The sequence below is a fragment of the Bacillus sp. J33 genome (assembly GCF_000518885.1).
GTDB lineage: Bacteria > Bacillota > Bacilli > Bacillales > Cytobacillaceae > Cytobacillus.
In genome coordinates, this window is the sequence record NZ_JAEL01000023.1 from 30,935 (window position 1) to 57,748 (window position 26,814).

Sequence of the window (26,814 nt, forward strand, 5' to 3'; positions counted from 1 at the left end):
CACCTCTTTTCAAAACACATTATATCATACGATGTCCATACCGTTTATTTAAGGGTGGCTAAAGAATTAGGAAAAGAAAGCTGAAAGTGCTTTCTTTTCCTCTTTGTTCATAACTTAGTTTTTGTTCTCTTTTCCTTTGTCTTTAGCTTCTGCAGCTTTGTCTTGTCCTTTACTGGCATTGCTCTTTGCTTCTTCCTGCTTTGCTTGAACTTTTGCTGCCTGCTGTTCTTTTGCTGCTGTTTTTGCAGCTTCACGTGCTGCTTTTTCAGCTTGCTTTTCGGCTTCGCGTGCTGCTTTTTCAGCTTCGCGTGCTGCCTTAGCATCTTCTCTCTTTTGGGCTTCCAATGCTTTTGCTTCTGCATGGACCTGTTTCTTTACAGCTTTCTCTGCATCTTTTGCTTCTTTTGATACCTTAACAGGAGCTAAAGCGGCATCATCTTCCTCTTCTGTTGCCGTTTCTTCTGTTTCTGTATCAACAGCAACATCCGTTTCTGCAGCAGTTTCCTCTTCAACTGCAACCTCTTCTGTTACTTCTTCAGATTCGTCGCTTCCTGCATACTCTTCTTCCATTTCTGCTAATTTAGCTGCAAGTTTTGTACGGAACTTTTCAATATTCTTTTCCATAGCAGCAATGCGCGGGTGGGCTGTTCCTTCAGCCTGCTCAATTTCTTCCCCGGCTTGTTCTTTGAACTTAGCAAGGTTTTTTTCTAGTGATAATATATTTTGAGCCAAAAGCTCTTTCACTTCTTCCACAGAATCGTCTGCTGCTGCATCATCTTCTGCAGCCACTTCTTCATCAGCTGTTACATCCTCTTCTGCAACTGCTTCTTCATCCGTTACTGCGTCTTCGTCTGCTGCTGCGTCTTCAGTAGCCTCATCTTCGGATTTTGGCTCTTTATCATCAGATTCTTTATCTTCTTCAATTGCACTGTCTGCATTTTCCATATGTTCTAATGCTTTTTCGATTGCTTCCAAAGCTTCTTCTTGGCTGCCTTCAGCAAAAAGTGCTTCTGCTTCAGCCAGGCGCTCTGCTGCATATGTAGCAAGTAATTTAGCTTCTTTTACATCATTAAAAGTTAGAGCAAGCTTAACTTTTTCCAGCGCAAGCTTAGCAAAATAGAAGAAGCTGCCAGGCAATAAGGAAGGCGTTTCAGTTTCAATCTCGTCTAGCTTTTCTTCTGCATTTTCAACTGCTTCTGCAGCGTCTGTATTAGTTTCTGCTGCTGCGTCTGAATCCACTGATGTTTCAGTTTCCAGTTCAACTGTTTCAAGATCTGCATCTGTATTTTCATTTGCAAAAGCACTTGTAGCAGAGAATGTGAATGTTCCAGCAATTACTAATGCCAGTGTGCTCTTTGCAATTTTATTCATTTCTTTGTTGGATAAAAATTTCAATGTGTTTCACCTCATGTTTTTTTTAAGCGGCCCGCTTTGTTCACTACAAGGTTACGAAAATAGGATGAGGGTTTGTGGGGGTGTTAATAAATTTTATAAAAAAAGGTGTGTTAAATAATTTGGGCATTTGCAGAAAGCGGGAGAGCCTTGGAATGATTTCGCACTTCCCTTGAGTGGTTATGGCATTTTATTCCCTGATGCACGGAAGTACGGATTCTAGACGAGGCCTTCGGAACACCTGACGAAAGAGAAAAAGCTTTAACAGCACCAAAGCATTTTGGTGTGCTAAAGCTCTTAATAATGATTGGTTTTGATGGCACAGCAATAAGAATCAATGGCTTAAGGACCCTATGCTCTAATTTACAGAATATCTTCTCCACTTTAACAGCAGCCATCTAATACTAAATCCTGTTAATAAGCCTGGGATGACAAAAAGCATAGGAAGAAAGACTGGTCCAATTAAAACGCCAAATAATTTTAGCTTAGTCGAATACATAAGACCGACTGTTACAAAATATGCACTAAATACAAAGGGAAGAAAAGACAATTGCTCATCTTTGGGCATTGCACTTCGGTAAGCATCCCACATTGCAAACATATACAGACAAGGATAGAACATAAGCCATTGGTAATTAAGTACATGGATGGCCCTGTCAATCTCCCCCATAAAACTGAGCATAATGGCGGAATTAAAATGGCTGAATACATTGATGATAAATTCTAGCACAACAAATAAGGTTCCTTTCCAAAGCTGCCCCATTAATAATTGGCTAAAACCGGGCAAGGCAATACTCCATAAAACCGCTTCTAGTTTACTGAAATTTTTCATTCATTTATCACCAGCTACAATTCGATAGTATTATTGTGTTCTGTTTACAAGCCAATTATCAATTATATTTCCATTTTATTTCCTGAAATCGTACTGACAGATATTATCCCATATTTGAAATAAAACATTCATGTTGAACTCTAATACTAGAAAAGCAAGGCTTTTAACATATGTCCAATTCAAATAGAAACTGCAAAAAAATATTTTTCCAGCTTCAAAAAGACCCCAAAAAGCCCCTCTCAAATGAAAGGGGCCCCACCTATCAAGATTCTTTATCCCGATTATGACTTTTCTTTTCTCCATCTTCGTCTTTTACAATTTTTAATAATTCTTCAAGCATAGCTGCCATGTCGTTCCTGCTATATGGACGGGGTTCAGCAGCAGGAAATTGATCGTTATCCTCTTCTGCCCTGTTCTCTTCTCTTTCCTCTTCCCTTTCCACTCTCTCTTCTAACAAATATGCAGGCACTAAATGGCCTTCAGGCGTTGCATACATTTTATTTAACCGCCTTGTATCTTTATCAAAGAAGCTGTATACGACTGGAATGACAAACAAAGTTAGGAAAGTGCTGCTGATTAAACCGCCAATCACAGTAATGCCCATAGGCTGATTGATTTCTGTTCCTTCACCAATGCCAAGAGCAAGAGGAATCAATCCAAGAATAGTTGTTAATGCTGTCATCAGGATAGGCCGTGCCCTGTCTTTCACTGAAACTACAATGGCGTCATAGGTCTTAAGTCCGCTTTCTTTCTTTTGATTAATATAGTCTACGATGACAATTGCATTATTAACAACAATACCTGCAAGTACAATAATCCCGATAATAGCAGTTAAGCTAATAGGTGTACGGGTTGCAGTTAAAGCAATTGCCACACCAATAATCATAAGAGGCACAGTAAACATGATTACAAATGGATACTTTAATGATTCAAATTGTGCAGACATAACAAGGTATATGAATACGATTGCCAGGATAAAGGCCAAGGCCATATCATCAATGGAAGATTCAAGCAACTCCCTGTCCCCGCTGAATACTACCTGAGTTTCTTCAGGTAAATCCAGGTCGGCAATTTTTTCGTCCACTTCTTTGGAAATAGCCCCCATATTTGTCGAGGATTTGTATTTCAGCGTAAACTGGACCGCATCCTGCTGATTAATTCGCTGAATATTGACAGGTCCCTCTCCCCTCTCAATATTCGTTACTTCATCTAAAGAAACATAATTGCCATCTGGCTTTTTAATGAGCAAGTTCTTCAAATTATTAATGTCCTGGGTCACTTCTTTATCATACTCAACAAAAACGCCGTAAATATTTGATTCATCATCAATCATTTGGGTTGCACGATTGCCTCTTGTCACATCATTTACAGCCATCGCAATTTGCGCAGGTGCCAGCCCTTGCTCGAGTGCCTTTTCCCTATCTACAGTTATTTGGATTTCCTCAACTGTATCCATTAGATCTGTGGATAGTTCTGTTACATCTTCAAGTTCATTTAATTCGCTGTAGATTTTATCAACATTCTCATTTAAACGATTCGGATCTGTATCACGTACACTGAATGTGAGTGTATTCGGCGATGTACCTGAGGAAGATTGCATATTGAAGGATAGGACTGCACTTTCATTCACTTTGGATGCTGCCTTTTCCAAATCCTTCTTAACATCATCAACGAACTCAAACGTCGACCGTTCCCGTTGGTCCAATTCTTTCATCTTAATATAAAGCTCAGCAATATTGGCATTTGTTGAACCACGGAAGGAGCCTTCCTGGGTTGTTCCAATCAGGCTGACATACGTATCAATCTCATCTTCATCCTTAAGTTCTTCCTCTACTCCGGCAATAACCTTTTCTGTTTCAGATAAGGCAGTACCATTCTCCAGTTCCATACGGACTGTAAAAAATCCTTCATCCGTATTTGGAAGAAATTGCGTTCCGACTGTCGTCAATCCAAAGCTTCCTGCTCCCAGAAGCAGCATGGTAATCGCAATCACCACAGCGCGGTTTCGCAATGACCACTTGATTGATTTTTCGAGCAGCTGGATAATGCCGGATTCCTGCCTTTTGGCTTCAAGGTTTGATTTAGGAGCTTTTAATAAACGGCTGGCAAGCATAGGAACAACCGTTAGAGCAACAACCAGAGAAGCAAATAGACTAAAGGATATTGTCAGTGCAAACTCTGTAAACAATTCACCAATGATACCTGTAATAAAAACAACAGGGAGAAACACTGCAACAGTTGTTAACGTAGAAGCGGTAATTGCTGAACCAACTTCTTTCGCACCATCGCTGGCAGCCACTTTGGGATCTTTCCCCATAGATAAATGACGGTATATATTTTCGATAACCACAATCGCGTTATCAACCAGCATCCCGATCCCGAGTGCAAGGCCGCCTAACGTCATAATATTTAATGTGAAATTTGAAAAATACATTAAGACAAATGTAAAAATGACTGAATAAGGAATAGAAATACCGATAATCAGGGGACTCTTAACATTTTTCAAAAAGAAGAAGAGCACAATCATGGCAAAAACTCCGCCAAGAAGCAGTGAGTTTGAGATATTTCCAATGGCGAGATTAATGTAGTCTCCTTGGTCAAAAAGAATTTCCGATTCTATGTCTTCATATTGCTCTTTCTCCAGAAGGTCATCCAATTTATTAATAAACTCTTTTGAAACTTCTGCTGTATTGGCATCAGACTGCTGAAGAACACTTAGCAATACGGATGGCGACTGATTTGTTCGAGTAATGGTTCTATCATCCTGATTCGTTAATTGCACATTTGAAATGTCCTGCAAGCTTACCTTTTCACCATTAGCAGGATTTACCGTGACTGTCAGTTCCTTTAATGTTTCAAGCGAATCAATGCTGCTGATAATTCTGGTGGTTAGTTCTTTCCCTTCTGTTAACACCGGATCTCCAGGCATCGAGATATTATTTCCTTGAATTACATCTACTACATCAGACTGGCTTAATTGATAATCCCTTAACTTTTCCTGGTCGAGTTCAACCCGTACTTCCTTAATAGCCGTTCCCGACATATTAACACTTGCCACACCTTCAACCTTCGCAAGCTCCAGGTTTAATTCCTCAGCAAGTTTTCTAAGAGTTTCAGCGTCCTCCTCCGCACTCAAAGATAACTGTATAATAGGAAACTGGGATGGATCAAACTTCATAAACCGCGGATCATTTGCATCATCCGGCAGCTGAGTCTGGTCAAGTCTCTGAATTACCTCACTCTGAATCTCATCAATATCCGTCGTCCAGGAAAATTGCATTAAAATAAAATTGGCGCTTTCCTGAGAGGTCGAAGTAAGAGTTTTAATGCCCGGCAATGTAGCGAGATTCTCTTCCAATGGCTTTGTCACTTTTTCTACTACCTCTTCAGGGCTGGCCCCAGGGTAGGAAGTAACAACAACCCCTACAGGCGGATTAATATCTGGTATGAGTTTTAACGGGATGTTCAAAAGGGAGACAATCCCTAATATAAGCACTAAAAACATCGATACCAATGTAAATATTGGCCTTCTAATAGAAAAATCACTTATACGCACTCTTCGCTGCTCCTTTCAATGGCTGAAACTAATTCCAGTTCTCCGCACCATTACGAATCCAACTTTATTAATCAAATTCTTACATATTCACGATGGAAAACAAATTTACCAATAAACCCAATTTAACTATATAAAAGCTATTACCACTATGCAAGCAATGAGTGTGCTCTGATATGTGGCAAAAACGTGACAATGTGAATTCCCAGGAAATAAAAAAAAAGCAGCTTTATGCAGCTGCTTTTTTATTAGCTTTCGTAATTTTAATTCCAGTCAAACCGTAGAATAGCGTGATAATAGGGCTCAGCAGGCAGAAAAATGCAAATGGAAGATAAGATGCAGTTTCAACCCCTAACACACCAGTAAGGAAAACACCGCATACACTCCAAGGGACCAAAGGGTTAACAACAGTACCTGCATCCTCAAGAATCCTGGAAAGATTCTTCGTATGCAGCCCTAATTTTTCAAACGATTCCCGAAATGCATTGCCGGTTAAAAGAATGGAGAGATATTGCTCTCCAAGCAGGAAGTTAATCCCGATCGCTGTACCAGCTGCAGATGCAATCAAGGCTGGCCCCCGTTCCAGCATGCCTTTAATTCCTTCAAGCAAAGCTGGCAGTATTCCTAATTTAATGAATAAGCCTCCCATTGAAAGGGCAAGCAGCACAAGTGAAATAGAAAACATCATGCTTTCCATTCCGCCCCTTGATAATAAGGAATCGACTTCTTCTAACCCGGTTTTAGAGACATAGCCTGAAAAAAGCAATGACATTACTTTTTGTACCCCAAAGCTGTCCTGAACAAAAACTGCTATTAGCAGTGATGATAGGATGCCAGCTGAAAGCGTAATAATGGCTGAAACCTTTTTAATAGCTAAAACAGCGAGGATAGCAAAAGGCAGCAATGAGTACCAATGCACAAGCCCCTGATCAATCAGCGTTTTTTTCAACTGGGCAATTTTTGTAAAGTCCGATGCCGCTTCACCTGGAGATAATATTGCGAAGAGAACGAGAGAAATAGCGAAAGCAGGAACTGTCGTCCAGGCCATATTTTTAATATGCTCAAATAAATCTACCTTTACAGTTGCAGAGGACAAATTGGTTGTATCAGATAAAGGAGACATTTTATCACCAAAAAACGCTCCCGAAATAACTGCACCTGCAGTAATCGCTGCTGACAGATCTAAGGCAGAGCTCACACCCATAAACGCAACACCCAATGTAGCAGCAGTCGTCAGCGAGCTTCCAATGCTCATGCCAATTATAGATGCTACAACAAATACAATGGCATAAAAGAACTTTCCATTAACAGCTTCCAATGCCATGTAAATAAAGGTAGGAATAGTGCCGCTTGCCATCCAGCTGCTGATCAGCATTCCAATGAAGAAAAAAATAAAAATGGCGCCAAGCCCCGACTTGGCTCCTTCAATTAGCCCATTCTCCATCTCCTTAATAGATACTTTTTTTAATAGGCCGTAAGCAAATAACCCCATAACCGCAAAAACAACCGGGATATGCGGAACTGCTCCAGAAAAAATAATTGAATAACTGATCCCGGCTAAAATTAATAATGTTACAATAAATGCCTCCAACGGCTTTATACGCAATGCTGCATGGTCCTGATGCATGGTGTATTCCTCCTTAAATATCTGTAAATCCAAGCAAACAAAAAGAGCCCTCTCTCCTTTAGGGACGAAAGAGCTCCGCGGTACCACCCTAATTGATAAGCCGCTATTCGGCTTATCCTCTTTAAATGTTTAATGTCCTTTTTTAAATGCAGTTGTAATTCAATTAATTGCTGCCTGGATTTTCAGCACCCATCCAGTCTCTAGTTGCTGCCGGCAATTAATCTAATGAGCTGCGGACATGGTTTATTTTCTTTAATTCAACCTGTAACTTTCAAACTTAAACGCTTTTTAGCGTTAAAGCGTGTGTGTTAATACTATAATATCTATTTACATAAATGTCAAGTGAATTTGGTAGAGGAATATACCGGATTACTATAAAAGAGATAAAGTTTTTTATAAGCGGGATAAACTTCTTTATAAGACAGATAAAAATTTTTATACTGCAGATAAATTGTTTTATAAGTAGAATAAGGAATCAGGCATTGGTTATTTTTGCTTGGATTGATTGTATTTACACGCAGTTTTTTCATTTTTGGCGCGAAGGTGGTCTTTTTCCGCGCGAGTTAGTTCGTTTACGCGTGAAATGAGCTATTTGCGTGCGGTTTCGCTTTCTTTGTGCGCGTTCGTACCAGGTGCGCGCGGCTCTTGCTCTTTTGAGCACGGGGGTAAGCCGTTTACGCGCACTTTCTCTTCCTTTTTGTGCAGACGTACCAGGTACGAGCGGTTCTTGCTCCTTTTGCGCGGGCTGTTTACTTTTTCGTGGGCATCCCCCTTTCTTTGTACGCGGGCATACCGGGTACACACGGCTCTCGCTCCTTTTCGCGCAGCGCGGAGGTGAGCCGTTTTCACAAGGCTCCTCTTTCTCGGAGGGCATGCCCGTTGCCCAAAATTCCACCTCTCAATTTCCATCTAATTCTCTGTTCCAGAAAAATAAAACCGGCCCCCTTTCAGAGGCCGATTTCTTTATTGTGAATCCATAGGATTATATAATGTTACATCCGGATTTTTTTCTTGGAACCATCTTAATGCGAAGTCGTTTTCAAATAGGAATACATTTTTGTCATAACGGTCTTTGACCAGCAGGCTTCTTGCACTGGAGAGATTTTCATTCACTTCGTCTTCTTCTACCCAGCGTGCAATTTTGGAGCCCAGTCTTTCCATATACACTTCTGTGTTGTATTCATTTTTCATGCGGTGCTCAAATACTTCGAATTGGAGCTGTCCAACTGCTCCCAATAAATATTCTTCCATTTTTACAGTTTTAAAAAGCTGAATGGCTCCCTCTTGCACCAGCTGCTGAATGCCTTTGTGGAAGTGCTTTTGCTTCATGACGTTCTTCGCAGTTACTTTTACAAAAAGTTCTGGTGTAAATTGCGGAAGGCGTTCGTACTGGAAGTTATTTTTCCCTACAGTTAAGGTATCTCCAATCTGGTATGTTCCCGGGTCATAGATTCCGATAATATCACCGCTCACAGCCGAATCAACAGTGCTCCTGTCATCAGCCATAAATTGTGTGGACTGTGCAAGCTTTATCGACTTTCCGATCCTTGGAATATTGACTGCCATCCCCCGTTCAAATTGGCCGGAACAAATTCTCAAAAATGCAATCCTGTCACGATGTGCAGGGTTCATATTTGCCTGAATCTTAAATATGAAGCCCGAGAATTCTTCTGATAGCGGGTCAATTTCACCGGCTGACGAATTGCGCGGCTGAGGAGGCGGTGCAAATTGCAGGTACGATTCAAGGAACGTCTGTACACCAAAGTTTGTCAAGGCGCTTCCGAAAAATACAGGCGTTAATTCACCGTTAGCAATCTTTTCTCTGGAAAATTCATTTCCCGCTTCATTCAATAGCATAATTTCTTCAAGAGTTTGATCATAAAGGCCGGATTCCTTTAAAGTATGTTCCCCATCAATTTCGCCATCATCATTTAAAGCAACAAAACGGTCATCTTCTTCCACACGGAATTGTTCAATACGGTTATTAAAGCGGTCATAAATGCCAAGGAACTCTTTACCCATGCCGATTGGCCAGTTCATTGGGTAAGATTCAATCCCCATTACTTCTTCCAATTCTGCAAGCAATTCCAATGGCGGCTTCCCTTGGCGGTCAAGCTTATTCATAAAAGTGAAGATCGGAATTCCTCTCATGCGGCATACTTTGAAAAGTTTAAGAGTTTGCTCCTCAATCCCTTTGGCAGAGTCGATAATCATGACTGCACTATCAACCGCAGTTAATGTTCGATAGGTATCTTCACTGAAATCCTGGTGGCCAGGAGTATCGAGAATGTTTACTCGCGCACCTTCATATTCAAATTGCATTACACTGGAGGTAACGGAAATTCCACGCTGCTTCTCGATTTCCATCCAGTCACTAGTTGCATACTTGCCTGTCTTTTTCCCTTTTACCGTACCCGCATCCCGAATGGCGCCGCCGAATAAAAGCAGTTTTTCTGTCAGCGTTGTTTTCCCGGCATCCGGGTGGGAGATAATCGCAAAAGTGCGACGGGATAAAACTTCATCTTTAAAATTCTTGGGCATAATCGTTCCTCACTTACTTATATGAAAATTTTAATAATGGACAATCTAACTTAATTATTGCAATACCTTCAATTCTATCGCGCGGGAGTAAAGTTTGCAACGCATTATGGAGGCTTATTTCTTTTTATAATCCATATTCCGTCTTATAATTATTAAACAATATGAAAATAAAGGAAGCTGAACTATGGATACCATTACACATACTTTATTCGGACTAAGCCTTTACGGAGCAGTTGATAAAAGGGATATGGACAAAAATCATAAAAGGGCTTATTTGCTTACTGCTGTAGGTGCCAGCCAAATCCCTGATATTGATGTCATTTCCCGTCTATGGGATACCGAAGGGCTGTATCAAATGTGGCACAGAGGAATTACCCATTCAGTTTTTCTTACTCCGGTCTGGGCTTTATTGTTTTTCCTTTTTTCCGTCCTGTTTTTCAAGGTAAAGGATAAGAAAGTTTTCCTGCTCGGATGGCTCGCCGTTTTCATACATAATACAAGCGATTTGTTCAATGCCTGGGGCACTGGATATCTTGAGCCTTTTTCAAATATGCGAATTACTTTTGGAACAATTCCGATCGTAGATTTGGTATTTTGGATAATTATTGGTGGAGCCCTCCTATTCTCAAAGAGAAATAAGCAAAGGTCACCTTATTACTTTAAAATGGCTTGGGCTTTTATGCTGCTCCATGTGATTATCCAAAGCACCCAGGGTTTCCTGATCTTTAAGCAATACGATGGCCAATTTGATCAAGTGGCATTGTCTGCAGACTTTGTTCCATGGTCTTATTCAGTCATTGCCAAAATAGAAGATGAAGTTACCATCTATAAAGATAACTTATTTCAGGAAAAAGAAATTCAGTATGTACTGGAATCAAATGAATCAGGTGATTTGGACAAATTGTTCTCTCAGCGCCCTGAAGCGAAAACCCTTTACGAATGGTCACCCTTTGTCGTTATTGTTGACGACGATGAGCGGCTTGGTATCTATGATCCCCGTTTTTACAGAAACGGCCAATCCTTTTTATTTGAATATATTGAGAAAAACACAAAGAGATGAGCCAAAGTGCTCATCTTTTTTTAGTAAATATAACTTTGTACGGATATATTATTTTTCATGAATTTGCACCTTTTGCACATAATAAAACTAGCAGGCTTTAAAGAAGTGATTTTTGGGAATAGGATTATTGCCGATTCACTCCGCCCAATTGTTTTGCAAGGAATACTACATAATATAAGAGGTGTTAAGATGAACTATCTATGGGGAATATTTGGTATCATTGTCGTTTTAGGGATCGCTTTCTTGCTTTCAAGCAATAAGAAGGCAATCAATTTGCGTACTGTAGCCGGGGGACTTGCCATTCAGCTGATATTTGCCTTTCTGGTACTGAAATGGGAGACAGGAAAAAATGCGCTGAACTGGCTTACTATGAAAATAAATGACATTATTAATTATGCCAATCAGGGAATCAACTTCTTGTTCGGCGGCCTTTTTACAGAAGAATCGGGCATCACTTTTGTTTTTGCCCTGCAGGTGCTGCCAGTCGTTATCTTTTTCTCTTCCTTAATTTCAGTGCTCTATTATTTAAGGGTTATGCAGTTTGTTATTAAGATATTAGGCGGAGCACTTTCCTGGCTTCTTGGCACTAGAAAAGCTGAATCGATGTCAGCTGCTGCGAATATTTTCGTAGGACAAACAGAAGCGCCGCTTGTTGTTCGGCCTTATATTGCCAATATGACGAGATCTGAGTTATTTGCTGTCATGACAGGAGGCCTTGCGTCTGTAGCAGGATCAGTTTTAATTGGATATTCCCTGCTTGGAGTGCCTCTCGAGTATTTGCTTGCAGCGAGCTTTATGGCTGCACCAGCAGGATTAATTTTGGCCAAAATAATGCTCCCCGAAACAGAAGAGAAAGAAGAACCAAAGGAATTTGATATGGAAGTAGACAGGGATTCTGCCAATGTTATTGACGCTGCTGCAAAAGGAGCCAGTGTCGGCTTGGAACTTGCCTTGAATATAGGTGCCATGCTGCTGGCGTTTATCGCCCTGGTAGCCTTAATTAACGGGCTGCTTGGCTGGGTTGGCGGCTTGTTTGGGTTTGGGGGATTAACCCTTGAAACCATTCTGGGATACATCTTCTCACCGCTCGCGTTTGCAATTGGGGTTCCCTGGGAGGAGGCCCTGCAGGCAGGGAACTTTATCGGCCAAAAATTAATATTGAATGAGTTTGTTGCTTATTCTTCTTTTGCTCCGGAGATACCAAACTTATCTGATAAAACAGTTGCAATTATCAGCTTTGCCCTCTGCGGTTTTGCCAATATATCTTCACTAGGTATCCTTCTTGGGGGACTTGGAGGATTGGCTCCAAACCGCAGGCCTGATATTGCACGCCTTGGGCTAAAAGCTGTTGCTGCAGGTGCCCTTGCCTCAATGTTAAGTGCTGCAATTGCCGGCATGCTGTTTTAATCGGCTGCCATAAGCAGTATCTTTCCGAATAGATGAATTCGTTAAATATTATTGGACCTTTTCTTTGATTATAAATTTTTCTTTATTGAAGGCTGTTTTCGTAAAGTTTGTTGCTTTTAACTGCAAACTTAATTTAACCTACCGAGTTGATTGTAGCGGAGGGCACTTGACTCCTGCGGGAAGTGAGGCAAGTGGGAGACCCCGCAGGCGAAGCCGAGGAGGCTCTCATTCCTCCCCGCGGAAAGCAAGTGCCCGTAGCGGAAATCAACGGGCAGAATTTATAAGTAAAAACAACAGTTTATGAGAAAAGAGCCTTATTGAAATATCCAAAACATCTGCCTTCAAAAGGAAAAAATCCTCCTGCTTCCCAGTAGCAGGAGGATTTTTATTTTATTTTTTCAAATAGTAAATAACTGATTCATACGGACGCAATTTGATTTCCTGGTCAGCTAAAGGTGAACCCTTATAATTGGATAGCAGGATTTCTGAATTATACCCAGCTAAATCAACTCCAGCTGGCAGAGTAAATGATGTTTCTTTACCGTAGAAGTTATTTACCACAACGAGCTTTTCATTTTCTCCATTTCGGATGTATGCAAATATATCAGGGTGATCTTTGGAAATCAGCTCATAATCTCCATATGTGATGATGTCATATTGCTTACGAAGCTGGATAAGTTTTTTATAATGATAAAATACGGAATCTTTGTCTTTCAATGCATTTTCCGCATTGATTTCCTTGTAATTAGGCGCAACGCTGATCCAAGGCGTCCCTTCTGTAAAGCCGGCATTAGATGAGCTGTCCCATTGTACAGGCGTACGGGAGTTATCACGGGATTTGCTTTTTAATATCTTAATAATTTCCTGTTCAGGCATCCCCTTCTCACGCAGGATATTGTAAATGTTCAATGATTCAACATCCCGGTACTCATCAATGCTGTCAAAGCCAGGGTTGGTCATGCCAATCTCTTCTCCCTGATAAATATATGGAGTTCCCTGCATCATGTGAATCGCTGTCGCCAGCATTTTTGCGGATTCGCGGTGATATTCCTGGTCATCTCCATACCTGGAAACAACGCGAGGCTGGTCATGATTGCACCAGAATAGCGCATTCCATCCGCCGCCTTTATGCATTTCAGTCTGCCACTTTGATAAGATCTGTTTCAATGCACTGAAATCAAAATCAGCCAAAGCCCACTTCTCTCCATTTGGATAGTCCACTTTCAAATGATGGAAATTAAATGTCATGCTTAATTCTTCACGCTCAGGGTTTGAATACATGATGCAATGGTCAATCGTTGTGGAGGACATCTCTCCAACCGTCATACTATCATACTTAGAGAAGACATTTTGATTCATTTCGTGCATGAATTCATGGGCACGAGGTCCATCTGTATAAAACCTGCGGCCATCGCCTGGCGGTACAGAGCCGTCATCATCAGGAAAACGCTGGTCCTTTGAAATTAGATTAATGACATCCAGTCTGAAGCCATCCACCCCTTTTTCAAACCAAAACTTCATCATGTCATAGACCTTGCGTCGAAGCTCTTCATTTTCCCAATTTAAGTCAGCCTGTGTAACATCAAAGAGATGCAAGTAGTATTGTTCTGTTTTTTCATCATACTCCCAGGCATTTCCGCCAAATTTAGACTCCCAGTTTGTCGGTTCACTTCCATCCGCTTTCGGATCCTTCCAAATATAAAAATCGCGATAAGGATTGTCCTTTGATTTTTTTGCTTCCTTGAACCATTCATGCTCAGTAGAAGTATGGTTCACAACAATATCCATGATAATTTTAATATCACGGCTATGTGCCTCTTCCAAGAGCTTGTCAAAGTCCTCCATTGTTCCATATTCTTCATGGATGCTGAAATAGTCGCTAATATCATAGCCGTTATCACGCTGTGGAGACTTATAAATCGGCGTCAGCCAAACAACATCGACCCCTAATTCTTTTAAATAATCCAATTTGGCTATAATACCGGGAATATCCCCCACTCCATTTCCGGTCGTATCGTTAAAACTTTTTGGATAAATTTGATATACAACTGCTTTTTTCCACCACGGTTGTTTCATTTCAATCACACCTGTTTTTAGTATTTTTATTTAAGGCTCTTTTCGTAAAGTTCGTTGCTTTTCAGGGGCTAACTAAGTTTAACCAACTGAGTTGATTGTAGCTGAGATCACTTGACTCCTGTGGAAGAGAGGAAGTGGAAGACCCCCCATAGGCGAGCCGAGGAAACTCTCATTCCTCCCCGCGGAAAGCAATTGCCCGTAACGGAAATCAATGGGCAGTATTTATAAGTAAAACAGCAATTTATGAGAAAAGAGCCTTATGTAAAGACAAGGACCTGTGCTTCATACGGCCTCAGCTTGATTGTTCTGCTAACATGAAAATCTTTATAATTCCCGATCAGCACCTCTTGGCTGTTTCCCTGTACATGAGCTGGAATTTCAACTTCAAGGGTACTGCCATAGAAATTGCATACAACAAGAAGTGTCTGGCCGCTAAGGGTTCTAGTATAGGCATAAACTTCCGGATGGTCCGCCAGGATTAAGTTATATTTTCCGTAGACAATAATTTCATGCTGCTTTCTAAGTTCTATGAGCTTGCGATAATAATGGAAAACAGAGTCCGGATCTTTAAGCGCCTGTGCCGCATTAATATTTTTATAATTGGGATTCACTTTAATCCAAGGTGTTCCTTCAGTAAAACCGCCATGCGTTGAAGAATCCCATTGCATGGGTGTCCTTGCGTTGTCACGTCCTTTTGCATAGATGCTTTCCATGGTCTTTTGCTCCGTCCAGCCATCACTAAACGCCTCTTTATAAAAATTTAAGGTTTCAATATCCCTATAATCCTCAATGCTTTCAAAGCGGACATTGGTCATGCCGATTTCCTCGCCCTGATAAATAAAGGGTGTCCCCTTCATCATATGAAGAAGCGTTGCTAGCATCTTGGCAGACTTTTCCCGGTACTCCCCATCATCGCCGAATCTGGAAACAGAGCGCGGCTGATCATGATTATTAAAATAAAGGCTATTCCAGCCAGCTTCATCCAATTCATTTTGCCATTTTGTGAGATTGGCCTTTAAATCCCGCAAATCCAGGGACTTTAGGTCCCATTTGCCATTTGGTCCGTTATCGAGGCTTACATGCTCAAATTGAAAGACCATATTTAGTTCGTTCCGGTCTTCTCCTGTATACTGTCTGGCCCATTCAGGTGTAACACCCGGCATTTCGCCTACAGTCATAACATCATAATTGGATAAGGCTTTTTCATTCATTTCCCGCAGGTATTCATGGATTTTTGGTCCATTGCGATAATACTTGCTGCCTGAAGCATACTTTTTTCCAGACTTCGGTACATCGTCAGGAAGGCCATCCACTTTGGAAATGAAATTGATGACATCCATCCTGAATCCATCAATGCCTTTGTCAAGCCACCATGTCATCATGCCGTAGATTTCATTTCTTAATTTCGGATTCTCCCAATTCAAATCAGGCTGTTTTTTCGAAAACAGATGCAAATAGTATTCACCAGTATTTTCATCAAGCTCCCAAGCCGATCCGCCAAAATTGCTTCCCCAATTGTTCGGTTCTTTTCCGTTTTTGCCTTCACGCCATATGTAGTAATCCCTGTATGGATTGTCTTTGGATTTCCTCGATTCAGCAAACCAAATATGCTCGTCTGAGCTATGATTCACAACCAAATCCATAATTAGCTTAATGCCTCTTTTATGCATCTGAGCAAGAAGTTCTTCCCAATCCTCCATTGTTCCAAAATCACTCATAATATCCTGATAATCGCTGATATCATAGCCATTATCATCATTAGGTGATTTATAGACCGGGGAAAGCCAGACAACATCAATTCCAAGCTCTTTTAAGTAATCAAGCCTGGAGATGATTCCCTTAAGATCTCCCACACCATCGCCATTACTATCCATGAAGCTGCGAGGATAGATTTGATAGACAACACTTTCCTTCCACCATTGCTTCTTCATCTGGCAACCTCCTATATTTTTAGCTAATCTAAAAAAGGCGATACCATGGAATCAAAGTATCCCAGGGTATCATAAATTTATTAAGCTTTTTTAAATCTGGAAAAGATCATCGTAAGAACGAATGGTACAACTAGCGCAATTCCCATTCCAATAAAGAATGAACCCCAGTTTTCTGCAAAGATGGAGAAGAAAGCCGGCAAACCGCCTACACCGATGGATGGTGCTTTAACTCCGTTGATTGTGATAAAAATTCCGGCAATGGCAGAACCAATAATAGCTGCAAAGAACGGGTATTTAAAGCGAAGATTTACCCCGAACATGGCCGGCTCTGTTACACCCAGCCACGCTGAAATCGATGAAGTGAGTGCAAGCCCTTTTAGTTTTTCATTTCCTTTACTTAACAGCATCATTGCGAAAGCAGCTGAGCCTTGGGCAATATTTGAAAGAGCAACCATCGGCCATAAAAATGTGCCGCCGATGCTGCCAATGAGCTGAAGGTCAACTGCTAGGAATGTATGATGCATTCCTGTGATAACCAGGGGTGCATATAACCCGCCATAAATAAGGCCGCCAAGTGCAGGAATAGCTTCAAAGATTCCGACTACGCCATTTGTAATCCAGCTTCCGATTGTAAATGTAATAGGTCCTATAGCAATGAATGAAAGAAAACCTGTTACTAATAAAGCGATTGGCGCAATCGTCAGCAGCTGGAATGCATCTGGAATTCTTTTTCGTAAAAATACTTCAATCTTTGCGAGAACATAAGAAGCAAATAATACCGGTAATACTTGACCCTGATATCCTACCTTTTCGATTTCAAGTCCGAATAGATTCCATTTTGGAACTTCCTCTGCTGCCCCATATCCCCAAGCATTTAATAGATCCGGGTGAACAAGCATCAAACCTAATACAATACCCAAGAGCGGGCTTCCGCCAAAACGGTTTACCGCACTCCAGCCAATTAATCCTGGGAGAAATACAAATGCTGTATTGGCAATCAAATTAATAATGCTCGCCAAATCAGCCCAGTTAGTATAAACTTCGACAAACGACTTCCCCTCAAAGAAAATATCAGGTGCTGTCATTATATTATTTATCCCCATCAGCAGACCTGCAGTTACAATGGCAGGAAGGATAGGAATAAAGATATCTGCCAGCGTTTTAATTCCTCGCTGCAATGGATTCAGATTTTCAGCAGCAGCTGTTTTTGTTTCTTCTTTTGAAGATTCCCCAATGCCTGTTGCTTCTGTCATTTCTTTATAAACCTTATCAACAAGGCCCTGTCCAATAACAACCTGGAATTGTCCATTGGAAGAAAACGAGCCTTTTACAACATCTATATTTTCAAGTTTTTCCTTATCCACTTTTCCTTCATCTTTTAAAGCAAAGCGCAATCTTGTAACGCAATGAGTAGCAGCTGCTATGTTTTCTTTGCCGCCGATTGCCTCTACGATTTGCTCGGCTGATTGTTTATTAGCACTCATTCTTCCCTCTCCTCCTGTTACCGTTTTCATTCTTTTGGAAAAACAGCTCAAAGGTTCTTCTTTATTGTTCTCGTTCTTTACATATCTATCCATTTCCCTTTGAATATGCAGGCTATTACCCAAACTATAAAAAGATAACTTGTATATACATGATCTGTTTACGCTTTCATTTTATCTTGTATATACATGTTCGTCAACATTTTTTTCTTTTCCGTTACTTTTCATTTGCTATATACCCATCAGGAAGCAGAAAAACCCTTAAAAATACAAAAAAGCCGGCTTCCAGACTTTTGTCTGTGAAACCGGCTTTTAATCCTATTTAAGCTGCTCTTTCTTTTTATCATCGTCATCATCGTTTGTTAATTCACGGGTCGATTTTTTAAATTCCTTTAAGGTTTCTCCGAAAGCCTTTCCGATTTCAGGCAGCTTCTTCGGGCCAAAGATTATAAGTGCCAGGACCAAAATCAAGATTAAACCTGGTATACCAATATTGGTTAACATGTCATACACTCCTTATATATACAATCACGGTAAATATTCAAAAGACAATAAGCAAAATCTAGGTTCACTGTCCATTATAGTAGAAAGGAAGAAAAAAGCATAGCAAGATTAGGACTTTTTTATTTACAGATAGCACTATTAAGTTCTTCCAGTACTTCGCCAATTTTTCGGTTATGGATGACTTCATCTGCATAGAAATCGTAATCCGTAGGCTCCATATTGACGATCACGAGTTTTGCGCCGTTTTGTTTCGCTATCAGCGGGAACTGATTAGCAGGCGAAACGGTTAAAGATGAACCAAGCACAATAAAAAGCTCTGCTTTCTCAGATTCTTTTGCAGCAAAATCCAAAGCCTTCTCTGGCAGCATTTCTCCAAACAGAACAACCGATGGGCGCAAAAGCCCCCCGCATATACATTTATATTGGTCATGCAGATATTCCTCGCTCGGATAATCTTTTTTGCATTCCTGGCAGTGCAGCGTCTGAAGGTTCCCATGAAGCTCTGCAACATTTCGGCTTCCTGCTAAGCCATGAAAGCCATCTACATTTTGTGTAATGACACTTTGGATGATGCCCTGTCTCTCCCAATCCGCTAGAATAAAATGCCCTTTATGCGGCTTGCACTCTTTTAGCCCAGTTACCCTGTGCCGATAAAATTCGATAAACTCATTAACATTATGATTTAAAGCTTCTGTACTGGCGATTTTCCCAGGATCTTTTAGGTTCCACATTCCCTTATTAGCCGATCTAAAATCAGGCAATCCGCTTTCCGTTGACATGCCCGCTCCTGTTAAAATAACAGTATAGCTGGACTCCTGCAGCCATTTTACCAGCATAAATATCAGCTCCGTTTTATTATTGTTATATTTATTATAGAAAGAATGTTTATGTAGTTCTAAGCATGCGGTAAATAATAGATTATACCTGTTTATCTTATATATCAATATGGGAGTGATTGCAAATGCCAGACATGGAAACAAAAGATTATCGGGAAGGTTATAAAAAATTTACTTCCAGGGCCAAAAGATATGCGGAAGATCCTGAAAAAACGAGAGGACTGTTAAGCAAGGCAACAGCTAAAGCAAATCAAAATAAATCGTCTTTAAGTGACATATGGGAAAAATTTCAGCTTTTGATTGACATGGTGAAATCCTGGTCAAATGGAGATTACAGGCACATCTCTAAAAAATCAATTATCTTTGTACTTGCTTCAATTTTATACTTTGTTTCGCCTATTGACATTGTACCTGATTTTTTATTTGGAATAGGAATGATTGATGATGCAGCCGTTCTTGGATTTGCATTAAACCAAATTACAGGGGAACTTGAAAAGTTTAAAGCCTGGAAGCAAAGCCGTACAATTGAAGTAAAATAGGAAAAGGGTTATTGGAAAGGCCCGGCCAAACTGTTTGATTTGCCGGTTAAAATTGCAAAAAACCTGCTAAACTTGAGTTCATTGCCTTTGAGACAAGAAGCACTTGAAAGATAACGGCCAAAAAACATATATTCATTGGCCAATTTATATCATTTTTCAGCCAAACTCTAATAATCAGGATTACTTTTTGCTGTCCTATCTGCTTTCTTTTGCTATAATAATGGAGGAAAGTAATAGAAACCCGCTAATTGAATAGCAAGAATTGTAGGGGAGCCGGTATTGCCGGTTGAGACTTCATCCTTCAGATGTTGACCCTTTGAACCTGATCTGGCTGATACCAGCGTAGGGAACATATTCTTAAACATAAAAATGTTTGTTTATATGCGCTCTGGTATTTATGCCGGAGCGTTTTTGTTTTTCAGGGCAAACTATAATATCTTTCCAATTCTTAACCATATTACATAAAGACTTACAGGAGGTTACATGATGAAAAAATGGATTGCAGCTGTATGTACTGTCCTGTTTCTCGCCGGCTGTAGCGGAAACGGGCAAGAAACTCAGCAAAGCGAAAAAACAGAAAAAGAAGGATTAGAAAAAGTCACAGTCGTTTTGGATTGGACTCCAAATACTAACCATACCGGTTTATATGTTGCTAAAGATAAAGGATATTTTAAAGAAGAAGGACTGGATGTTGAAATCATAATGCCAGGTGAAGCAGGTGCAGACCAGCTTACCGCATCCGGCAAAGCGGATTTTGGGGTGAGCTACCAGGAAAGCATTACAGAAGCCCGGGTACAGGGGGTTCCGCTCGTTTCAATCGCTGCTGTTATACAGCATAATACGTCCGGCTTTGCCTCTCCAGCTGATAAAAATATTAAGTCTCCAAAGGATTTTGAAGGAAAAACCTATGGAGGCTGGGGAGCTCCTGTCGAAAAATCGGTAATCGAATCACTGATGAAAACAGAAAATGCTGATGTTGGGAAAGTATCCATTGTTAACATGGGGGATGCCGACTTTTTTACAGCAGTTAAAAGAGATATTGACTTTGCATGGATTTATTATGGATGGACAGGTGTAGAAGCAGAACTTCGCGGGGAAAAGATTAATATGATCTATCTAACCGACTACTCGGAAAAACTGGACTATTACACACCTGTTTTAGCGACCAATGAAAAAATGATTAAAGATAATCCAGATACCGTAAAAGCTTTTGTTAAAGCCGCATCAAAGGGCTATGAATTTGCCATCGATAATCCCGGGGAAGCAGGGGATATATTATTAAAGAACGCACCAGACCTTGACAGCGAGCTTGTGAAAAAAAGCCAGGAATGGCTTTCACCGCGTTACCAGGACGATGCTGGCAGATGGGGTGAACAAAAGCTTGAAGTGTGGGAAAACTACGCAGACTGGATGTATGAAAACGGGCTTTTAGATAAAGAATTAGACGCCGGCAAAGCTTTTACAAATGACTTCTTGCCGGAATAAGGAGCGAGATAAAATGGCAAATGCACTTGTAAGCATTCAAATCATCCCAAAAACCAAAAATGGGGAAAATGTTATACCGTATGTGGATGAGGCTATAGCCGTAATCCAGAAATCAGGGGTAAAATATGAAGTCCACCCTTTGGAAACAACAATGGAAGGCGATCTTGAACATTTACTGAAAATTATCGCTGACATGAATGCCAAAATGATAGAAATAGGCAGCAGCAATGTGATCTCACAAGTGAAAATATTATACCAGCCTACAGGAATTGAAATGAATGATTTAACGGAGAAATACCGTCCATGAAAAAGGTTTTATTGAAAGGATGGAGACCAGTGTTGGTTCTCCTCCTTTTATTCATTTTTTGGGAATTGGCAGTTAAGCTGGCAGAAGTCCCTGCCTGGCTTCTGCCGCGGCCCACTGATATTTTTCAGGAGGCGATTGCAGGGTGGGAAAGCTTTCAGTTTCACCTTCAATCCACAGTCATGCTTTCTGTGATTGGATTTGCCATCGGTACGGGGATTGGCCTGCTGACCGCAGTATTGCTGCATTTATTGTCCTTTTTAAGGGAATCAGTTTATCCTCTTCTCATACTATCACAAAATGTGCCTATAATTGTTTTGGCTCCTTTGCTGGTGGTGTGGTTTGGATTCGGACTTCTTCCAAAGCTGATTGTCATCACTCTGGTATGCTTTTTCCCAATTACAGTTGCCGCTTTGGATGGGTTCAGGCAGACACCACGGGAACTTAAACATTATATGCTAATGGCTGGTGCAAGCAAAGGACAGCTGTTTTGGAAACTGGAGCTCCCATACTCGCTTCCGTCTGTATTTTCCGGCTTAAAGATCTCTGCAACATACAGCGTGATGGGAGCAGTCATTTCTGAGTGGCTGGGTGCAAAGGCTGGCATTGGCGTTTATATGACTCTCGCCTCTTCATCATTTCGGACTGACCGTGTATTTGTTGCCATCTTTGCCATAATGGGGTTAAGCCTGCTATTTTTTGGAGCTATTCTTTTGGCAGAGCGTTTGCTGGTAAGATGGAAACCACGGGAGGGTGCACAAAAATGATACAGTTATCAGTTGATCGTTTAACAAAAAGCTTTGACTCGAACCTTGTATTAAACAAGATAAGCTTTCATATAAACCAAGGCGAATTTGTCTCTATCCTGGGACCATCTGGAAGCGGAAAAAGCACTATTTTTAATCTGATTGGCGGTTTACTTCTGCCTGATAATGGTTCCATTCATTTAGGAGGAGAGATTATCAACGGCAAACGCGGGTCAATCAGCTATATGCCTCAGACACCATCCTTAATGCCATGGAGGACTATTCTCCAAAATGTCTTGCTTGGCCAAGAGCTTAAAGGGAAGGCAGATACTGAAACTGCCAGGGATATGCTTTATAAAGCCGGGCTCGCTGACTACGAAAGTGCTTACCCCCATGAACTGTCAGGCGGCATGAAGCAAAGAGCTGCTTTTATCCGGGCACTTTTAAGTCCGCAGCCCGTCATTCTATTGGATGAACCTTTTTCTGCTTTGGATGAACTGACCCGCCATGACATGCAAAAATGGCTGCTTGATATTTGGAACGAGCATAAACCGACTATCCTTTTCGTTACGCATAATATTGAAGAAGCTATCTACCTTTCTGACCGTATTTTGGTTCTCAGCAGCAGGCCTGCTCAAGTGGCGCATGAGTTTAAGGTGCCTTTTTCGAGGCCTCGTAAAGAGCAGCTAATGCTTGATGAAAAGTTCCTCGATTGCAAAAGGACAATCCATAAAGCCTTAAAAAAACAATAGAGGTGAATATTTTGGATAAATTAATTGATGCCCATATTCATCTTGATCAATATAGCGATGATGAAATAACAGAAATCTTTAAAGATGTCCCTTTTCAGCTGTCAGTCATTTCTGTTTCATATGACTTGAATTCCTGCAAGCGAAACCTTGCTCTTTCTAAAAAATATTCTAATGTAAAACCTGCCTATGGCTTTCACCCTGAACAAGAACTTCCTAAGGATCAGGAGCTCTCAGCGCTTTTTAGCTGGCTGGATGATCATCAGGAGGATATGGCAGGAGTAGGAGAAGTAGGTCTGCCATATTATTTAAGGAGAAAGCATGCTGGCAGCTTTAAAATGGAGGGTTATATAGAGCTGCTCGAAGAATTTATCAAGCTGGCAAAAAAGTGGAATAAACCATTGGCCCTTCATGCTGTATATGAGGATGCTCCGGTTGTATGCCGGCTGCTGGAAAAGCATTCAATCCAAAAAGCCCACTTCCATTGGTTTAAAGGAGATCCTGGGACTGTCAGAAGGCTGATTTCAAACGGATATTACATCTCCTTTACCCCCGATATCGTTTACGAAAAGGAAATACAGGATCTTGCACGGTCTTATCCGATAGATCGAATGATGGCTGAAACCGATGGGCCCTGGCCATTTGAAGGGCCTTTCAAAGGCCAGCTTACCCATCCAGCCATGATATTTGAGTCTATCAGAACCTTAGCCCATCTTAAGAAAAAGCCTTTAGAAGATGTTCATAGGCAGCTTTATCAAAACACTAAAAGCTTCTATTATAATTAGTTGGATTTTAGACGGCCATTTGAAAGTAAATGGCCGCTTTCCTTTTTATAGAGAACTTCTATGACCTTTTTACAGAGACCATAAATGATCCGGGGCCATTCTTGAAGCGATTCACTCCATTCCCGATACACATTCAAATTATTACTTATATGATACATCCTACACAATCCCCCTATAGGATGCGGATTCTGCTGCTTTTTTTAAAAAGGCGAATACTTTCATAATGGTCAAAATATACTAGATAAATATAATCACTTCGCACCATTCCTTATATTGGAAATATACGTTAATCTTAATTTGGACAATACTTTTAGGAGGTATGAGATGAAAAAGTATATTTTTTTGCTATTGACTATTTTACTAGTCTTTTCTGGAAATGCGTTTGCACAGCCTAAAAGCGGTGCTGCAAATTTGAGCGAAAAAGAATTTATGAAGGCAGTCAGAAAAGCTGATGAATTTAAGGATTTCAAATCTTCCTTTCTAAACGGTGCAGATGCTAAGCCCAAGGCCCTTATCGATGGGAATGGCTCCCAGTATGGCTGGGCAGTCCAATATGAAATCGAATATAATGCAAAGAATGTTTTCTTGAATGAGGAGGCCATCGTTAACTTCTCTTCTCTTTTATCCTTTTCTTATGAATTTGATAGCGGATTAAAGGTCCGCCTCGTTGACTATGGCAGACTGTTAGATGACCAGGCTTTTTATATTAAAGATTTAAGGTCAGATGAAGAGACTAAGATAGATGTTTCGAAAGATCATACGTTTAAAGAGTTTTTGGCCGAAGTGGAAATGAAAAAGAAGGAGGTGCTCGAGAAAGCAGCAAAAAACAGCTTAGAAACTGATAAGAGCACGGCCGCAGGCGAACTTTGCTACTACTGCACAAAGTATGAATGGCGCGGAGGATATCCTTGTGCTGCTGCTGCCATGGAATCAGAGACTTCTGTTTCCTCCCAGCTGGCAACACACGGCTTAGATGAAGATGCTGTTACAGCTAATTGCTATGTTCCCCGCTACAAGGTTTGCGTTGCAGGAGAATGGAGAACCTATTGCCCTATACAATAGAAAAATAGCATAGGGGGTTTTTCAATCTCATAACCGGCTAAGCACAAGCTTAGCCGATTTTTTTACACCTTAGTGCCTTTAATGATTGCTTCTGGAAGAAGAAAAATAGCATTACCATCACTGACACGGTAATGCCACCTGGGTTTGCACTGTCCCTTTATCCCCTGAGATCTGCAGAGACCAACCCGAATATAAGAAACTGCCTGCCCTTTGAATGAAGGAAAAACCTCGCCAGCAGTAAAGCGATTTATTCAACTAAAGCAGATGTGCCCCTGAATAAAACTTTCCCGAAAAATGTAAAGAAATAGGATTTTAAGTTAAAAAAAGACCCCTTAATAGAGTTAATTAAGGAGTTTTCTGTATGCTCTCAGCCACGGCTTTTAAGTATTCCAGAAAAAGAGTGCTTTCTTCAGAGGAAAGGATATACAATTCTTTACTTTCCATTGTCCTGACATATACTTCACCATGCTCTTCCCAGATTTTTAGCTTAAGCGGCTCTTTCCCTTTTAACATAAATTGCACATCATACAGAGGTTTAGTTGTGAGTTTTACCTTTGACGGCTCGGCTGAATTGATGGCGTTCCTGGCTGCCTCTTCCCATTTTTCATCCTGTATGGTGGCTATATTTGGAGAATAAACACCTTCTGCTGAAAAAATCTTTTCAGCTTCAGATATAGCAACAGCGGTTTGGGTAATACTGCTTTCGCCAATTAAAACTGGGCTATAGCTGCCTCTGGTCATAGCATCTTCAGAATAAATGATAAAAGCGAAAAGAAAACAGGCAGCCAATGAAACAGCAGCGGTTAAAAACCGCGGAAAAAAGGCTTTCCTCTCCCTTGGCCTCTCCTCTAATTCGTTCATTATTTTCCGAAAGCTCTCCTGTTTCTGTTTTTGCGAACGCGGAATACGGTCCAATTCACGGAATGAATTATCGAATCCGGATGAGTTCTTCATGGATCTCCCCCCTTTTCTGCAGTTCTTTTTTTAGCGCGGCGAGTGCCCTGGAAGTGGTGATTTTTACTTTATTTTCATTCCAATTCAAAATTTCGGCCGTTTCCTTAATGGAAAACTCCTTTATTTTTCTTAAGATCAGAACCTCCTGATAGCTTAATTTCAAATGGCGGATCGCTACATATAGAAGCGCTGCTTTTTCTCCTTTTATAATAATCTCTGTTGGGGTATCTTCATCTGATGGCAGCTGGAACTTTTCAATCGAGAAAAATTTGAACCTGTTTTTTTTGCGCAGATAATCAATGGCTACATTCCGCGATATCCGTACAAGCCACGTAAAGATTTGCGACTCTCCATTAAATTGATTCATATATTTATAAGCTTTTATAAAAGTATCCTGGGTCAAATCTTCTGCAACCTCTTTATCATTTACAAGAAGAAATATGTATCCATAAATGCGATCACTATATTCGTTATACATTTCTTCAAATGCTTCTGCGGAAATTCTCTCCATTGTGGGCGCCCCCTCGCATACTATTAGACGAATCAGAAAAAAAAAAGAAACACTTCTCTCCATTTTTATAAAAAAAAATTCTGATGTTCCACTTTTTCTAAAAACGAAATTGGACTGCACTGATACTACGTCAAGAAAACGGACAAATTAAATTGGGCACTTTCTTACTTTCTTCCTACCGCGCTATCGCTTGGTAACCTGGACAAATGATGATCTAACTTGCGTTACATCATAATTTGTCCAGGAAAAGGTTAAATTAGGCGACTTTCATTTTTGAGTAGTAAGCTTTTTCAAACTCCATCGGTGATTGGTATCCAATGGTTGAATGAATCCTCTCTGGATTGTAAAAACAAGTGATATACTCAAAAACTTCCTTTGTTGCCTCTGCTCTTGTCCTATATTTTTTCTGGTAGATCAATTCTTTTTTAATAATACTGTG

Annotated in this window: 23 protein-coding genes and 1 riboswitch; of the genes, 9 read left to right on the top strand and 14 right to left on the bottom strand. The window is 40.6% G+C overall.

The annotated features are described in order from the left end of the window. Positions 1-114: 114 nt before the first annotated feature. The 5 genes from L634_RS0109560 to L634_RS0109590 form a co-directional block, all read right to left on the bottom strand. The gene (locus L634_RS0109560; RefSeq protein ID WP_026582253.1) at positions 115-1,395 is read right to left on the bottom strand and encodes a DUF5667 domain-containing protein; all 1,281 of its coding nucleotides are present in this window, start codon (positions 1,393-1,395) and stop codon (positions 115-117) included. Positions 1,396-1,750: 355 nt separating this feature from the next. After that, a complete protein-coding gene (locus tag L634_RS0109565; RefSeq protein ID WP_026582254.1) occupies positions 1,751-2,224 on the bottom strand; it encodes a hypothetical protein in 474 nt (157 codons plus the stop codon). A 262-nt stretch (positions 2,225-2,486) separates the two neighbouring features. Continuing rightward, entirely contained in the window at positions 2,487-5,780 is a 3,294-nt protein-coding gene (locus L634_RS0109575) for an efflux RND transporter permease subunit (RefSeq protein ID WP_034262395.1), read from the bottom strand. 226 nt (positions 5,781-6,006) lie between these two features. Continuing rightward, entirely contained in the window at positions 6,007-7,404 is a 1,398-nt protein-coding gene (nhaC, locus tag L634_RS0109580) for a Na+/H+ antiporter NhaC (RefSeq protein ID WP_026582256.1), read from the bottom strand. Between the two features lie 963 nt (positions 7,405-8,367). Beyond that, the gene (locus tag L634_RS0109590; protein ID WP_026582258.1) at positions 8,368-9,945 is read right to left on the bottom strand and encodes a peptide chain release factor 3; all 1,578 of its coding nucleotides are present in this window, start codon (positions 9,943-9,945) and stop codon (positions 8,368-8,370) included. A gap of 184 nt (positions 9,946-10,129) precedes the next feature. Between L634_RS0109590 and L634_RS0109595 the strand changes: the two genes are divergently transcribed. Then, the gene (locus L634_RS0109595) at positions 10,130-11,005 is read left to right on the top strand and encodes a metal-dependent hydrolase (protein ID WP_026582259.1); all 876 of its coding nucleotides are present in this window, start codon (positions 10,130-10,132) and stop codon (positions 11,003-11,005) included. A 189-nt stretch (positions 11,006-11,194) separates the two neighbouring features. Beyond that, the gene (locus L634_RS0109600) at positions 11,195-12,412 is read left to right on the top strand and encodes a NupC/NupG family nucleoside CNT transporter (RefSeq protein WP_026582260.1); all 1,218 of its coding nucleotides are present in this window, start codon (positions 11,195-11,197) and stop codon (positions 12,410-12,412) included. Between the two features lie 390 nt (positions 12,413-12,802). On the opposite strand, the gene treC is transcribed toward L634_RS0109600, so the two are convergent. The 5 genes from treC to L634_RS0109625 form a co-directional block, all read right to left on the bottom strand. Then, positions 12,803-14,488 carry an alpha,alpha-phosphotrehalase gene (treC, locus tag L634_RS0109605; RefSeq protein WP_026582261.1) on the bottom strand — a complete coding sequence of 562 codons (1,686 nt, stop codon included), beginning with the start codon at positions 14,486-14,488 and terminating at the stop codon, positions 12,803-12,805. Positions 14,489-14,745: 257 nt separating this feature from the next. Then, a complete protein-coding gene (locus L634_RS0109610; RefSeq protein ID WP_026582262.1) occupies positions 14,746-16,419 on the bottom strand; it encodes a glycoside hydrolase family 13 protein in 1,674 nt (557 codons plus the stop codon). An 80-nt stretch (positions 16,420-16,499) separates the two neighbouring features. Further along, the gene (gene treP / locus L634_RS0109615) at positions 16,500-17,903 is read right to left on the bottom strand and encodes a PTS system trehalose-specific EIIBC component (RefSeq protein ID WP_026582263.1); all 1,404 of its coding nucleotides are present in this window, start codon (positions 17,901-17,903) and stop codon (positions 16,500-16,502) included. Positions 17,904-18,218: 315 nt separating this feature from the next. After that, a complete protein-coding gene (tatA, locus tag L634_RS0109620; RefSeq protein WP_026582264.1) occupies positions 18,219-18,404 on the bottom strand; it encodes a twin-arginine translocase TatA/TatE family subunit in 186 nt (61 codons plus the stop codon). 119 nt (positions 18,405-18,523) lie between these two features. Next, complete coding sequence (locus L634_RS0109625) at positions 18,524-19,240, bottom strand: NAD-dependent deacylase (RefSeq protein ID WP_026582265.1); 717 nt, start codon at positions 19,238-19,240, stop codon at positions 18,524-18,526. Between the two features lie 125 nt (positions 19,241-19,365). Here L634_RS0109625 and L634_RS0109630 point away from each other — a divergent pair, with 125 nt between their 5' ends. The 6 genes from L634_RS0109630 (at position 19,366) to L634_RS0109655 (ending at position 23,848) form a co-directional block, all read left to right on the top strand. Beyond that, positions 19,366-19,779 (top strand): YkvA family protein, encoded by a 414-nt coding sequence (locus tag L634_RS0109630; protein WP_026582266.1) that lies wholly within the window; start codon positions 19,366-19,368, stop codon positions 19,777-19,779. Positions 19,780-20,035: 256 nt separating this feature from the next. Beyond that, positions 20,036-20,145, top strand: a riboswitch (TPP riboswitch). Between the two features lie 120 nt (positions 20,146-20,265). After that, entirely contained in the window at positions 20,266-21,264 is a 999-nt protein-coding gene (locus tag L634_RS0109635) for an ABC transporter substrate-binding protein (protein WP_026582267.1), read from the top strand. 13 nt (positions 21,265-21,277) lie between these two features. Continuing rightward, a complete protein-coding gene (locus L634_RS0109640; RefSeq protein ID WP_026582268.1) occupies positions 21,278-21,571 on the top strand; it encodes a thiamine-binding protein in 294 nt (97 codons plus the stop codon). Then, a complete protein-coding gene (locus L634_RS0109645; protein WP_026582269.1) occupies positions 21,568-22,335 on the top strand; it encodes an ABC transporter permease in 768 nt (255 codons plus the stop codon). The genes L634_RS0109640 and L634_RS0109645 overlap by 4 nt, the downstream gene beginning before the upstream one ends. Beyond that, the gene (locus tag L634_RS0109650) at positions 22,332-23,066 is read left to right on the top strand and encodes an ABC transporter ATP-binding protein (RefSeq protein ID WP_026582270.1); all 735 of its coding nucleotides are present in this window, start codon (positions 22,332-22,334) and stop codon (positions 23,064-23,066) included. The genes L634_RS0109645 and L634_RS0109650 overlap by 4 nt, the downstream gene beginning before the upstream one ends. Before the next feature lie 11 nt (positions 23,067-23,077). After that, positions 23,078-23,848 (top strand): TatD family hydrolase, encoded by a 771-nt coding sequence (locus L634_RS0109655; RefSeq protein ID WP_026582271.1) that lies wholly within the window; start codon positions 23,078-23,080, stop codon positions 23,846-23,848. Here L634_RS0109655 and L634_RS33355 read toward each other — a convergent pair. Continuing rightward, positions 23,845-24,006 (bottom strand): hypothetical protein, encoded by a 162-nt coding sequence (locus tag L634_RS33355; protein WP_157452382.1) that lies wholly within the window; start codon positions 24,004-24,006, stop codon positions 23,845-23,847. The genes L634_RS0109655 and L634_RS33355 overlap by 4 nt on opposite strands. Before the next feature lie 166 nt (positions 24,007-24,172). Here L634_RS33355 and L634_RS0109665 point away from each other — a divergent pair, with 166 nt between their 5' ends. Further along, entirely contained in the window at positions 24,173-24,910 is a 738-nt protein-coding gene (locus tag L634_RS0109665) for a hypothetical protein (RefSeq protein ID WP_026582272.1), read from the top strand. Between the two features lie 345 nt (positions 24,911-25,255). On the opposite strand, the gene L634_RS0109670 is transcribed toward L634_RS0109665, so the two are convergent. From L634_RS0109670 to L634_RS0109680, 3 genes are all read right to left on the bottom strand, one after another. Then, positions 25,256-25,864 carry a hypothetical protein gene (locus L634_RS0109670; protein ID WP_026582273.1) on the bottom strand — a complete coding sequence of 203 codons (609 nt, stop codon included), beginning with the start codon at positions 25,862-25,864 and terminating at the stop codon, positions 25,256-25,258. Then, positions 25,839-26,375, bottom strand: a complete 537-nt coding sequence (locus L634_RS0109675) for an RNA polymerase sigma factor (RefSeq protein ID WP_026582274.1) — start codon at positions 26,373-26,375, stop codon at positions 25,839-25,841. Before L634_RS0109675 ends, L634_RS0109670 begins: the two co-directional genes overlap by 26 nt. 256 nt (positions 26,376-26,631) lie before the next feature. Further along, positions 26,632-26,814: IS3 family transposase (locus tag L634_RS0109680; protein ID WP_026582275.1), on the bottom strand; the 183-nt coding region annotated here is incomplete at its 5' end.